General features: G+C 55.3%; 11 protein-coding genes. 7 read left to right on the top strand and 4 right to left on the bottom strand.

The window, feature by feature from the left end; translation table 11 throughout:
* Positions 1-27: 27 nt before the first annotated feature.
* Positions 28-720, bottom strand: a complete 693-nt coding sequence (locus tag E5K02_RS13030; protein WP_135395214.1) for a hypothetical protein — start codon at positions 718-720, stop codon at positions 28-30.
* A gap of 635 nt (positions 721-1,355) precedes the next feature.
* Between E5K02_RS13030 and E5K02_RS13025 the strand changes: the two genes are divergently transcribed.
* On the top strand, positions 1,356-3,782 hold the full coding sequence (locus tag E5K02_RS13025; protein WP_135395213.1) for a hypothetical protein: 2,427 nt from the start codon (positions 1,356-1,358) through the stop codon (positions 3,780-3,782).
* A gap of 68 nt (positions 3,783-3,850) precedes the next feature.
* Here E5K02_RS13025 and mfd read toward each other — a convergent pair whose 3' ends face one another.
* Entirely contained in the window at positions 3,851-7,384 is a 3,534-nt protein-coding gene (gene mfd / locus E5K02_RS13020) for a transcription-repair coupling factor (protein ID WP_135395212.1), read from the bottom strand.
* A 225-nt stretch (positions 7,385-7,609) separates the two neighbouring features.
* On the opposite strand from mfd, the gene E5K02_RS13015 reads away from it, so the two are divergent.
* The 3 genes from E5K02_RS13015 (at position 7,610) to E5K02_RS13005 (ending at position 10,316) form a co-directional block, all read left to right on the top strand.
* Positions 7,610-7,807: a hypothetical protein gene (locus E5K02_RS13015; protein ID WP_135395211.1), complete on the top strand. Its 198-nt coding sequence runs from the start codon at positions 7,610-7,612 to the stop codon at positions 7,805-7,807.
* Between the two features lie 52 nt (positions 7,808-7,859).
* Positions 7,860-8,603, top strand: a complete 744-nt coding sequence (locus tag E5K02_RS13010) for a metal-dependent hydrolase (RefSeq protein WP_135395210.1) — start codon at positions 7,860-7,862, stop codon at positions 8,601-8,603.
* Positions 8,604-9,326: 723 nt separating this feature from the next.
* Positions 9,327-10,316 carry an NYN domain-containing protein gene (locus E5K02_RS13005; protein ID WP_135395209.1) on the top strand — a complete coding sequence of 330 codons (990 nt, stop codon included), beginning with the start codon at positions 9,327-9,329 and terminating at the stop codon, positions 10,314-10,316.
* Positions 10,317-10,405: 89 nt separating this feature from the next.
* Here the strand turns inward: E5K02_RS13005 and E5K02_RS13000 are convergent, their stop codons facing one another.
* Positions 10,406-10,891, bottom strand: a complete 486-nt coding sequence (locus E5K02_RS13000) for a PaaI family thioesterase (RefSeq protein ID WP_135395208.1) — start codon at positions 10,889-10,891, stop codon at positions 10,406-10,408.
* Positions 10,892-10,968: 77 nt separating this feature from the next.
* On the opposite strand from E5K02_RS13000, the gene E5K02_RS12995 reads away from it, so the two are divergent.
* The gene (locus E5K02_RS12995) at positions 10,969-11,280 is read left to right on the top strand and encodes a DUF962 domain-containing protein (RefSeq protein WP_135395207.1); all 312 of its coding nucleotides are present in this window, start codon (positions 10,969-10,971) and stop codon (positions 11,278-11,280) included.
* Between the two features lie 33 nt (positions 11,281-11,313).
* On the opposite strand, the gene E5K02_RS12990 is transcribed toward E5K02_RS12995, so the two are convergent.
* Positions 11,314-11,751 (bottom strand): GNAT family N-acetyltransferase, encoded by a 438-nt coding sequence (locus E5K02_RS12990; RefSeq protein ID WP_135395206.1) that lies wholly within the window; start codon positions 11,749-11,751, stop codon positions 11,314-11,316.
* Between the two features lie 183 nt (positions 11,752-11,934).
* On the opposite strand from E5K02_RS12990, the gene E5K02_RS12985 reads away from it, so the two are divergent.
* Together E5K02_RS12985 and E5K02_RS12980 are read left to right on the top strand one after the other, a co-directional pair.
* A complete protein-coding gene (locus E5K02_RS12985) occupies positions 11,935-12,429 on the top strand; it encodes a YajQ family cyclic di-GMP-binding protein (protein ID WP_135395205.1) in 495 nt (164 codons plus the stop codon).
* A gap of 78 nt (positions 12,430-12,507) precedes the next feature.
* The gene (locus tag E5K02_RS12980; RefSeq protein WP_135395204.1) at positions 12,508-13,275 is read left to right on the top strand and encodes a TerC family protein; all 768 of its coding nucleotides are present in this window, start codon (positions 12,508-12,510) and stop codon (positions 13,273-13,275) included.
* Positions 13,276-13,296 lie beyond the last annotated feature (21 nt).

The raw sequence follows: 13,296 nt of genomic DNA, 5'->3' as shown, positions 1-13,296 counted from the left end.
CAACGCGGCAAACGACCGGGCGGGGCGCTAGCCGACCGGGGCCGGGGTAGTTTTGGCGGCGGGGCGGGCGGCGGTATTGACCACCTGGCGGGCCGACTGGTAGGCGGTGTGGAACTGGGGCTCGGGGCGCTGGTAGCGGATGAGGAACTTGTCGATGCGGTTGCGGAGCAGGGCGGAGGCCTCGCGCAGGTCGGCGTTGATTTCCTGTTTCCGGGCTTTGCCGTCGGCCATGCGGGTGCGGGGCGTGGTTTGCTCCTGCTGGAAAGCCTGGATGGCGGCTTGCAGGTCGCTGAGCTCCTGGGCCGTGACGCCTTGCTCGGCCAGGGCCTGGGCGTGGTCGGTGGCGCGCTGGTGCAGGTTGTGGGTGATGCGCAGCAGGTCGGCGTCGGGCTGGCGGCGGAGCTGGCGCTCGGTGTAGTCGCTGTCGGTGTGCAGGCGGATGTCGTTGAGCTCATCGGCGAGGGCGAGCAGGGCGGCGGCCACGGCGGCGGCGCGCTCGGCCAGCTTCTCCTTGGTTTCCTTCTTGACGGCGCCGGGCTTGGCGGGCGTGGTGGCGCGCTGCTGCCGCTCGGCGGTGGGGTCGAGGTCGGCGACGAGGGCGGCCAGCTCCTGGCGGGCCTTGCCGAGGGCTTTGTTGGTGGCGTAGAGGTCGGCGTGCTCGTCGAGCACGCGCAGGGTGGTTTGCAGCATGGCAAGCTTGGCCCGTTGCGAATCGTTCATAGTGGGTATAGGTTAGGGTAAATACTTGAGGGTAAGGTAGTCGGATTCGGGGTTGCTTGTATTCGGGCGGGTGACTATTTATGCGGCCCGGGTTGGCAGGAGCTTCAGCGGAAGCGGCAGCAACCTCAGCGGCGGTGACAGGAACTTCGCCGGGGCTGACAAGGGCTTCGCCAGCGGTGACACGAACCTTGACGAGCGTGGCAAGAACTTCAACAGGGGTGACATGAACCTCAACGGGGGTGACAAGAGGTTCACCGACCGTGGCAAGAGGTTGGCGCGGGGTGCCAGGAGCTTCGGCGGGCGCGGCAAGAGGGTGGGGCGGGGTGGGGTGGGGTGGCAGGAGGGTGGGATGGGTGCGCGAGTGGCGGGGAGCTAGCGCGCGTTTTTGATGCGTGCTTGGCGGTTTCGCGTCTCTGACGCGGCTGGCAGAACGACTTGCCTCAACGATTCGCGTCAGAGACGCGGTGCCGGGAGTCACGCGTCACAGACGCGCGCCAGCAGGGTGAGATGTAACCACAGCGGTATGAGAGACACGAGCTATAAACCTACACTAAATGTGTAAATGTAAAATCCACATAATACTTATCTTGGCAACAGAAACACACCACTCAGTGAATATTAAATCTTCATAATATATGGCTAACGATTACGAGCAGTCCAGAAGTAATATGGAGAAGCTTGATGCACTTTGTTCCGCATCAGATCATGAAAGAAATGAAGATACTACTAGAATTCAAATGATAGATGCTCTATTACTTGAATGCTTGGGGTGGAGCAGGGAAAATCTTATTACTGAAGAGAGTTATCAAGGAAAGTATGCGGATTATATACTAACTATCCATCGGCCTGTTGCTATACTAGAAGCTAAAAGGGAAGGTGATTATTTTACCCTTCCCATCGGAATAACAAATAACAATATTTATAGCCTAAAAACCCTTTGTAAAGATAATAAAAATCTTAAAGATGCTTTAGAGCAGGTAAGTGGTTATTGTCAAAAACGTGGAGTTGAGGTCGGGATAGTTTGTAATGGTTGGCAACTAGTAATTTTTGTTGCTAATAGAATTGATGGAGTTCCGCCTTTGGAGGGCAATGCTATTGTCTTTGCGTCAACACAAGTTATGTTGAATAACTTTCAGTTATTGTGGAATGTTCTGTCAAAACCTGGTCTTGAATCAAGATATGTTATTAATACGCTTGTCGGCAACCAAGTGCAAAGCCTTCCAGCAAAATTGTCCTCAACAATAAATAACTATCCTGGTGTAAAGAATAGAAATCCGTTTCAAATGGATATGCAGATTATTAGTGATTTGGTTCTGGAAGATGTTATCAGGGAGAAGGAGGTAGAGTCACGTTTTCTTAAAGCATGTTATTGTAAGAGCGGTCCTTTGTCTCAATTCGCCATGGTGAGCAAAGAAATACTTACTACAAGGTATAAATATATATTTGAGAAAGAGGAACAAGCTGGTTATGTTGAGCCGGTAGTAACGAAAAATGGTATATCTAAGGATTTGTCAGATATAGTGGCGAATAGTTTAAGCCGTAGACCAGTGTTATTACTCGGTGATGTTGGTGTTGGTAAAACAAGTTTTATTAATAATCTTATTAAAGTAGAAGCTAAGGCAGTATTTGATAATGCGCTGACTTTTAAGATAAATCTTGGTGCACAGGCTGTTCTTACTACTTTGATCGAAAAAGTAGTGATTGATGAAGTTGCTACACAGCTTAAAGAGGATTACAATATAAATATTGATGAAAACTTATTTGTAAGAGAGGTTTACAAGGATGAGTTGGCTTCATTTAAAAATGGAATATACAAACCTTTGTATGATATTGGTAGTCCTGATATTATAATGAAAGAAATTGAATTTCTTGCTGGAAAAGTTATGGACAGGCCTCAGCATGTGAGAAAATCATTGGAGCAAGCGACCAAAATTAAGAAGAAACAGGCTATTATATTTTTAGATAATTGTGACCAACGTGGTGATGATGCTCAACAACAAGCATTTCTGATATCACAGGAACTAGCGGAGCATTGGCCTGTTACTGTCTTTGTTACATTGAGGCCTGAAACATTTCACCGTTCAGTTAAAGTTGGTGCTTTAAGTGGATATCATCCAAAAGCCTTCTCAATTGCTCCTCCTAGATTAGATGAAGTAATTAACAGAAGGCTAAATTTTGCTCAGTTAATTACAAGAGGTGAAATACCTCTATCTTCTCTGAAGATTAATACAACTTTTTCCAAGCTTGATACATTGATTCAAATATTAAAAGATTCCTTTGCAAGGAATCCAAGATTGTTTGAGTTTATTGATAATATATCTGCTGGCAATATAAGGCAGGCTATAGATGTTGTTAAAAGTTTTTTTGGAAGTGGTCATGTTAATACAGAGAAAATACTGCATATTTTCTCTACTGATGGCGACTACGATATACCTTTTCATGAATTCTTACGAGCAGTTATATTTGGTGATAATATCTACTATGATCCAAGCAGATCTTTGATAACGAATGTATTTGATATACATTATAACGACACTAAAGAGTATTTTTTAGGTTCTATCGTTCTAGGTATGTTGCAGAGTTCAATGAATTCTGGTCGTGGTGATGGTTATTTAGAGAGTGAAAAAATTTACGCTCAACTACAGGGATATGGCTATACTGTTCCTCAAATTGATTTTTTGATAGGGTACTATGTGTCGCGCAAACTAATTGAATCTACGTCTAGAAATTCTGTTGGTAGAATGAGTGCTAGTCAAGTTGTAATAAGGATTACAACAATTGGCGCATACCATTTTACTACGTTAATTAAGTTGTTTACTTATGTTGATGCTATGATTGTAGATATTCCATTTATATCTCAACGATATAGGGCACAAATAGGAGATGCAAAACATATTGCACAAAGACTTGATCGGGCCGAGTTGTTTGTGGAGTATATGGATGGGTTGTGGGAGCCTATTAAGCATCTGAATACATATTTTGACTGGTCCCGGGTTTCGTACGATTTGAGGAGAGATATTGATATAGCAAGAAGGAAATTCAATAGGTCAATTAAGAGTTAGTTTTCATATATAAAAGATAGAGCGAAGCAATTAACTAAATGCCTCGCTCTATCTTTTATATATCAACTCTACACGCCCACCTTCTCCTCACTCCCTAACTCACTCAGAATCCGCTTGGCGGCCCCCACGCTTTTCACCTCGTCGATGCTGATGATGAGCTGTTCCTTGCGCTCCTTCATGGAGGCGGAGCGGGGGTGGGTCTGGATGTAGTTGAGGATGGTGCCGAAGGTTTCGCCTTGGAAGTAGGCCTCGTTGTTGGTGGCCGGGATGTAGCCTTTGAGCAGGTTCTTCTTGAGGGTGAGCTTTTCGAAGCCGACCTGGCAGGCCTGCCAGCGTAGGCGCACGATATCGGCCAGCTGCTCGACCTCCTGGGGCAGGGGGCCGAAGCGGTCCACGATGCCGGCCACGAGCTTGCGCAATTCTTCGGGGCCCTTCACCCTATCGAGCTTGCTGTAGAGCTGGAGGCGCTCCGAGACGTTGCTCACGTAGTGGTCGGGGATGAGGATTTGCAGGTCGGTTTCGATGTTGCACTCCTTGGGGCCCTTGGTGGCGGCAGCTTCCTGGAGGCGCTGGGTGGGGTCGCCGAGGAACAGGTCGCGGAACTCGGTTTCCTTGAGCTCCTGCACGGCCTCGTCCAAGATCTGGTGGTAGGTTTCGAAGCCCAGGTCGTTGATAAAGCCCGACTGCTCGCCGCCCAGCAGGTTGCCCGCGCCCCGGATGTCGAGGTCGCGCATGGCCACCTTGAAGCCGTCGCCGAGGTCGGAGAATTCCTCCAGGGTGCTCAGGCGCTTGCGGGCGTCGGAGGGCAGGCCGGCCACGGGCGGGGTGAGCAGGTAGCAGTAGGCCTTTTTGTTGGAGCGGCCCACGCGGCCCCGCATCTGGTGCAGGTCCGAGAGGCCGTGCATGTGGGCGCGGTTGATGATGATGGTGTTGGCGTTCGGAATGTCAAGGCCCGACTCAATCAGGTTGGTGCTCACCAGCACGTCGTATTCGCCATCGACGAACTTCATCATGCGCTTTTCGAGCTGGTCGCCTTCCATCTGGCCGTGGATGGTGGTCACGCGGGCGTCGGGCACGAGGCGCAGAATCATGTTGGCCAGCTCGTCGATGTCCTTCACGCGGTTGTGCACGAAAAACACCTGCCCGCCGCGCTTCAATTCGCGGGCTACGGCGTCGCGCACCAGCAGCTCGTCGAAGACGTGCAGCTCGGTCTGCACCGGCTGGCGGTTTGGTGGGGGCGTGGCAATGACCGACAGGTCGCGGGCTCCCATCAGGGAGAAGTGCAGGGTGCGCGGAATGGGCGTGGCCGAGAGGGTCAGCGTGTCCACGTTCACCTTGAGCTCCTTGAGCTTGTCCTTGGTCTTGACCCCGAACTTCTGCTCTTCGTCGATGATGAGCAGGCCCAGGTCCTTGAACTTGATGTCCTTGTTGGTGAGGCGGTGGGTGCCGATGAGGATGTCGGTTTTGCCCTCGGCCACCCGGGCCAGGGTTTCCTTGATTTGCTTGGTGGTCTTGAAGCGGTTCACGTACTCCACCGTTACGGGCAGGTTGGCGAGCCGCTCCCGGAAGGTTTTGTAGTGCTGCATGGCCAGGATGGTGGTGGGCACCAGCACGGCCGCCTGTTTGCCGTCGGCCACCGACTTAAACGCGGCCCGGATGGCTACCTCGGTTTTGCCGAAACCCACGTCGCCGCACACGAGGCGGTCCATGGGGTGGGGCTGCTCCATGTCGTGCTTCACGTCTTCGGTGGCCTTGGCCTGGTCAGGGGTGTCCTCGTAGATGAACGAGGATTCGAGCTCGGCCTGCATAAACGAATCCTGGGCGAAGGCGTGGCCGGGGGCAGTTTTGCGCTTGGCGTAGAGGCGGATCAGCTCGGCGGCAATGTCCTTGACCTTTTTCTTAACCGACTTCTTCTTGTTTTCCCACTCCGGGGAGCCCAGCTTGCTCATGGTGGGCGGCGTGCCCTCGGCCCCCGAGTACTTGGCAATCTTGTGCAGGGCGTGGATGCTGACGGTCAGCACGTCGTCGTCGCGGTAGACGAGGCGGATGGCTTCCTGCACCCGGTCGTTGATTTCAACCTGGGTCAGGCCGGCAAAGCGGGCAATGCCATAGTCCTGGTGCACCACGTAGTCGCCGGGCACCAGGGTGCGCAGCTCCTTTAGGGTCAGAGCCTTTTTCTTGGAGAACTTGCGGCCTTCCTGGGCCCGGTAGAACCGCTCGAACAGCTGGTGGTCGGTGTAGACGACGAGCTTGAGCGTGTCATCCACGAACCCCTCGCGCAAGCCCAGCAGCAGGTGCTGAAACTGCACGTTGTTGTCGAGCTCGTCGAAGATGGTCCGGAGCCGGTCGGCCTGCCGCACCGACTCGGCCGCAATGACGTTGGTAAAGCCCTTTTCCTGGTTGTCGTGCAGGTTCTTGACCAGGCGGCTGAAGTCCTTGTTGAACGAAGGCTGGGGCTTGGCGCTGAAGGTAAACTCCTCGGCCCCGGCCTTGAAGTGAAACCGTTTGCCAAACTCCACGATGGGGAACCCGTCGAGCAGCTTCTTGAACGTCTTGCCCGACTCGAACAAGTCCTCGGGCTTGCTCACAATCTGCACGCCGCCGGCCGAGGCCAGCATTTCCTTGAAGCCCTGCTCGGCCCGGTCGAAGCTTTCCTCCACGATGTCCAGGGTCTGGCGCACGTCCTTGGCCCAGATGGCGGTGTTGCGCGGGATGAAGTCGAGAAAGGCTTCCCGCGTCTCTTGCAGCAGATTGGTTTGCACGTTGGGGATGATGCTCACCTGCTGCCGCTTCTCCACCGACAACTGGCTTTCCGGGTCGAAGGTGCGGATGGTTTCCACCTCGTCGCCGAACAGCTCGATGCGGTAGGGCAGCTCGTTGGCGTAGCTGAAGATATCCACGATACCGCCGCGCACCGCGAATTGGCCCGCCTCGTACACGAAGTCGCTCCGCTCGAAGTCGTACTCGGCCAGCATGTCGCTGATAAAGTTGACGTCGAGCTTGTCGCCGACTTTCACAATAAAGGTGTTGGCAACTAAGCTTTTCTTGTTGATAACCTTCTCGAACAGGGCCTCGGGGTAGGAGACGATGAGGGCCCCGGCCGTGTCCTTCACGCTGATTTTCTTGCCTTTCTTGCTTTTCTCCGCGCCTTCGGGCAGGGCGTCGTCGGCATCTTCGGACGCCTTTTCGGCCGTGGTTTTCGGGCCCCGGTGCGAGTTCAGCTTGTTGAGGACCTCGGCCCGCATCAGCACGTTGGCGTTTTCCGTCTCGTCGAAGGCGTAGGGGCGCTTGTAGGAGCTCGGAAACAGCAGGGGCTCCTCGTCGGGCAGCAGGTGCTGGAGGTCGGCCAGGAAGTAGGCGGCCTCTTCCCGGTCGTGCAGGATGAAGAGGTGGTGCTGATCCGGAAACTCCTGGTGCAGGGCGGCGGCCAGCACCGCGTCCTGGCTCCCTACGAGGCCGCGCAGGTGGAGGCGGGCCGTGCTGGCCTCGGTCTGGGCTGCTTTGGCGCGCACCGAGTTGGCGGTGGCCGGGTTCAGGCGGGCGCCCACGGTCAGCACGGTGGGGTCGAGGGAGTAGAGCTGGAGGAAGTCGGAAACCTTCAAAACGACAAGCGGCTAGGAGAAAGGCAAAAGGGAGAAGCCCGGCCGAAGACAAATCCGGTCGGGCAGAAGCAGGCACTGTGGTAAGCAATACCGCCGCCAAGGTCCGAAAGTTTCCGCGAAGCCCGAATGAAAAAGGTTACGGTTGAGTTGGCAGAAAATTCCTAAATTGGTCTTTGCTTTGCTCTGCCCGCCGCTTCTAGTACCCCCAAATTCCCCCTGTTGCGTATGGACCCCACCCGTAACCCCGCCGAGGACCAGGATTTCAATTTCGACGCCTGGGTGCGTTGGCAAACCCTCAACCACGCCTGGTCTAAGCTCAGCCAGGCCCGCCGCAAGGCCGCCCGCTACCCGGCCCGGCCCACGGAAGCCCCCGAGCCCACCTTCGAACCGGAAATCGTGTACCTGCTCCCGGTGCCCAACTAGCCGCCGGGCCGCGTACCTTCGCGCTTTGTATTATTCCTCGTAAGCTCTTTTCGTGCGCGGCTCTTCTCACCTGGCCATTGGCCTGATTACCGGCGTGGCCGTCGGCGGCCTGGTTGCGGGCGTGCCCTTCTCGCCCGCGGGCATTGCCCTGGCCGGCTTCTCGGCCCTGGCCCCCGACCTCGACCACCCCAGCTCCCGGCTGAGCAAGCGCCTGAGTTTCTCCCAGAACTACGTGCGCTTTGCCTTTGCGCTGGTGGCGTTGGGCCTGGCCGGTTACACCCACTACATGCTGCCGCTCGGTACTTCCGACCGGCGCATGGGCTTTACCGCGGCCCTGGCTTTCGGGCTTATCGGGGTGGCTATGCAGGGCGGCTCGGCCCGCAAGCTGGCCCTGATGTTTACCGGCATCTGCACGGGTTTGGCCGGGCTTTACTTCGGGTTTTTGTGGCTAAGCCTGCTGGGTACCTTCGTGGCCCTGGCGCCCTACACGTCCCACCGCACCTGGACGCACACCATCTGGGCTGCGGCCCTCTGGACCTACATTGGCTACCTGGCCAACAACACCCTGGGCTGGCACGGGGTGGCTCACTTTGCCGGGGCCGGCTACGTTTCCCACCTCGTCGCCGACTCCCTGACCAAGGCCGGGGTGAAGTGGTTTATGCCCTTGTCGGACTATGCCTTTAAGCTTCCGCTGATTCGGACGGGCTCGACTTCGGGTAACGTGATGGAAGTTGGAATCTGTATCGGGTACGCGGCTCTGGTCCTGGTGCTGGTAGTGAGTCGTATGCACTTCTAAGTCTACTGCTTACCTTCTTCAGGAGTAGGCCACCCGGTAGGCAAGCTGCCGAAGCGGCTTCGGTAGGACACCGGATTTGCCGATAATTGCCCCGCGGCGAATCTTAGGAAAAAAAAATATGTTCATTCAAATGAAAATGAGATTAAAAAAGTAGACTGTGCGGAAGATGATGCGAAGATGAAATCTAAAAAATATTGCATTATGATGATATGACTAAGGCAATATAGGGTGAAGCTGGCGACGCCTATAATGTTGAATAAAAGGATAATGTCAACGTATAGGATTATTCCAAATCGTAGGTAGGGCTGTTTCTTTTTTCGGGGATTTGCACTAATATGATTAAGATAGTAGCTTCGCACCTCTCAGGGCACCCTCGGGTAAATTGCACTCGATAGGTGATAATGTAATACGTGTTTTTGCTATTATTGCCTTTAATCTCTGTAACTTCATGGAGGGGAGCTTGAATTGGATATAGGATTTTATAAATGACAGGATGTTTATTGTCCATCCTTAGGCTTCTAAGTCGACAATTTTCAAACAAACTGGTATTTCTGTCTTTGGCCTCCTCACATAATCATGTAGGAGGATAAAGGCCCCGGTCATGCGAAGGCTTACCTACGACCCAAGGTGCGTACCTTTGATCATAGCAACCTGTAGCATTTCATAATTCAACTCTCGCTTACCTGCCCTGATTACACACCTCTCGCATTAACGCTTTTTTGTATGAACCAGATGAATAGCCCACTGATAAGGATCGGCGTCTTCTATGACGGCAATTATTTCCTGAAGATCAGTGATTACTACTACTTCCAGCACGAGCGCAAGGCCCGGATCAGTTTAGAAGGTCTGCACGAGTACATTCGGCACCAAGTAGCCGAAGAAGAAGATGTAGATGTTCGCCTGAGCCAAATCACGGACTCTCACTTTTTCCGGGGCCGTTTGTCTGCCACGGAAGCCCGCGATAAGGACCGTCTGTTCCACGACCGTCTGCTGGACGATATTCTGATGAACCTGGGTATTGCTACCCATTATATGCCCCTGAAAACGCGCGACGGCCGGTTGCAGGAGAAAGGCATTGACGTATGGCTGGCCCTGGAAGCCCTGGAACTGGCTATGCACAAGAGCTTCGACGTCATTGTGCTCATCGCCGGTGATTCGGACTACGTGCCTTTGATCAAGAAGCTCAATACCATCGGCACCCGCGTGATGCTGCTGAACTGGGACTTCAAGTACGTAGACTTCAAAGGCGAAAACCGGGTAACCCGGGCTTCCCAGCAGCTGCTGGAGCACGTGACCTACCCAGTGGCCATGCACGACGTGATTGACAGCGGCCTGGCCAGCAACGACGAGCTGATTGAGAGCATGTTCGTGAACCAGCCCGAGCCCGTGGCTTTCCCCTCCGTAAAGCCCGTGCGCCCCACCGGCCCCACGGCGGCTGGTCCGGTAGGCACGGTGGGCATGAGCACCATCAAAAACCTTAAGAACGGCTTCGGCTTCGTGGTAATGCCGCCCAACAACCTGTTCTTCAGCTATGCTGACATGGCCGAGGGCGACTTCAACGATTTGCGCGAAGGCGACTGGGTTGAATTCACCGTGGGCCGCAACCACCGCGACGAAGACTGTGCCCGCAACGTGCGCAAAGTGCAGCCCCCGCAGGATGGCGACGAGTACGAAGAGCACGAGCACGAATCTGCCTCTTCGGACCTACTCTAGGCGGCTGCCAGCGCTAGAATCGGGTAACTGAAAAAGCCGGACATCCCACCTGCGGGAGTGTCCGGCTTTCATGTTTTAGCCTGTTTAAGCTAGATATCCAAGGGGGTAGAGTCGGCATCGGGAAACAACAGGCGGTGGAAGTCGCGCTTGTCGGCCGGGTAGCGGTTGAACGTGCCCATGCCGCGGGCTACCACCAGCTCCCGGTTGGCGCAGGTGATTTCGGCGCTGCTCACGACCAGCGTCTTACCCGAGTGGTCGACGCGGGCCCGGGCCACGAGGTGGTCGTGCAGGCGGACGGGGTGGAGGTAGTTGATCTTGAATTCGACGGTACTGACCAGTTCGCCGCTCTGGAAGGAAAGAGTGAGGGCCGCCGCCCCCAGGGCCGAATCCATCAGCCCGGCTATAACGCCCCCGTGGCAGGTACCCGGCGACGAAAGATGCTCGGGCCGCACCGTCATGGTGTACTCCACCTGCCCCGGGCTGGCCACCTGCAGCTGCATGCCATTGGTGCGCCCGTAGTGGTTGATTTGGTTATAAATAGCCACCAGAGTAGCTACGTCGAAGGATTGCTCCATAGGAAAACGAGGTGAGCGGGAATGAGCTGGATATTGGCTGAAAAGTTAGGTTTCTTTACGTACATAACCCCACTGCCATGTCTGCTGCGCCACTGACCTTTGCCGAGTTCTACCCTCGTTATCTGCGCGAGCACAGCAAGCGGGGCACCCGGATTCTGCATTTTATCGGCACCACGCTGTTCTTGGCTGCTCTGGGCCTGGCTCTGGTCTGGCAGCGCTTCAATCTGATTCCGCTGGGCGTTGTAGCCGCCTATGGCTTTGCCTGGATTGGGCACTTCTTCGTGGAACGCAACCGCCCGGCCACGTTTCAGCACCCCTGGTACTCCCTGCTGGGCGACTTCCGCCTGTACTTCGACTTGCTGCGGGGCCGGGAGAAGTTTGGAGCCTGAGCCTACTCCAGGCCCGTTGCTGCCCCGGCCGGCTTAGAGTTCTTTACGCATCAGAAAGTGCGGAATACTGCCAAACAGCGTGTGCGAGGGAGCCACCAGCTGATAGCCCTGGCGCGTGTAGAAAGGCACGGCAGCCTCCCGGGCGTGTAGGATGCACTCGGCCAGGCCTTGGCGGCGGGCGGCTTCTTCCAGATACTGTAGCAGCGCGGCCCCAATGCCCTGGCCCTGGTAGTCGGGGTGCACCGCCATGTAGCGCACCTGCGCCTGCCCGGGCCCACAGGGGTGAAGCCGAGCTACGCCGGCTACGGCGCCATCCTCGGCCGTGAACAACGCGTGTACTGTGCTGGGGGCCGCGTCGTCGTCGGCCCGCTCGGAGCCCAGGGGCTGGTTCCAGGGTTGGCGCAGCACCTCGTAGCGCAGTTGGTAGTAGGCGGCGAAGTCGGCAGGGGAGTGGGGCGGGCGAACGGGCATCGGAGCGTGGGGAAGAGCTAGAGCGCGCAATTTGGGCAATGCCTACCGAAATTGTGCGTGGGTTGCCGTGCGCATTTGATACTTTTGCGCCCCATCTGCGTACGCAAAGACCGGGCTTTGGCTGCCGGCCCAGGTAGTAAACCGCGGATTGTGGCGGCCACCCACTCACCCAACTAAACGACTATGCCTTCTTTCGACATCGTAAGCAAAGTAGACCCCCAAACCCTGGAAAACGCGGTAAACACGGCCAAAAAAGAGCTGCAAACCCGCTACGACCTGCGCGACACCAAGGGCGGTATCGAGCTCGATAAAAAGGCCAATACCATTCTGCTGAGCTCCGAAAACTCGATGCGGGTGAAGGCGCTGGAAGATATTCTGCTGGGGCGGGTGGTAAAGCAGGGCCTCGACGGTACCTGCCTCGACTTCTCGGCCGAGGAGCAGCCCGCCGGGGCCTTGGTTAAGAAAACCATCAAGGTGCGCGCCGGTATCGACAAGGAAGCCAGCCGCAAAATCATGAAGCTCATCAAGGACAGCAAAATCAAAGTCGACGCCCAAACCCAGGACGAGCAAATCCGGGTGTCGTCCAAGAAGATTGATGAGCTGCAGCAGGTTATTGCCCTGCTGCGCCAAAAATCGGCTGAGGTTGGTCAGCCGCTGCAGTTTGTGAACATGAAATAACGGGCTCCTGGCCTGGGCGGGCCGCCGCCCCGTGCGGTCCACGTTTGTTCTATCCTTACCACCTTCGCCTCGTTCCTCATGTTCGACTTTTCTGTTTTCGCCAGCGCCGAAGCGTGGGTGAGTTTGCTCACCCTCACGTTTATGGAAATCGTGCTGGGTATCGACAACATTATCTTTATTTCCATCGTCGTCAACCGGCTCGACCCGGCGCAGCAGAAGCGCGGCCGTACCATCGGGCTGGTGCTGGCTCTGTTGATCCGCATTGGCCTGCTGATGAGCATTTCGTGGATTGTGGGCCTGAAAGATCCGCTGTTCTCCATCGACGTGCCCTGGGCTTCCCACGATTTCGGCGTCACGGGCCGCGACATTATCCTGCTCATCGGGGGCTTGTTTCTGATTGGCAAGAGCACCACGGAGATTCATACCAAGCTGCAGGGCGAGGAAGAGCACGAGGGCGCTACGCCCACCTACACGTCCATGGGCCGCATCATCGTGCAGATTGTGCTTATCGACATTGTTTTCAGCTTCGACTCTATTCTGACGGCCGTGGGCCTGGTCGACAATGTGCTGATCATGATTCTGGCCGTGATTCTGTCGATGGGCGTGATGCTGGTCTTCTCGGGCGTGGTCAGCGACTTTGTGAACCGCAACCCGACCATCAAAATGCTAGCCCTGTCGTTCCTGATTATGATTGGGGTGATGCTGGTGATGGAATCCTTCCACAAGGAAATCGAGAAAGGCTACATCTACTTCGCCATGTTCTTCTCCCTGATTGTGGAGCTGATGAACATGCGTCTGCGCAAGAAGTCGCCGCCGGTGCAGCTGCGCGAGTCGCAGTACGACTAAAGCGGGGTGCTACCGAAGAGC

Origin of the sequence: Hymenobacter metallicola, from assembly GCF_004745645.1 — a bacterium.
Taxonomy (GTDB): Bacteria; Bacteroidota; Bacteroidia; order Cytophagales; family Hymenobacteraceae; genus Hymenobacter; species Hymenobacter metallicola.
This window is presented reverse-complemented; position numbering and strand designations above follow the sequence as displayed.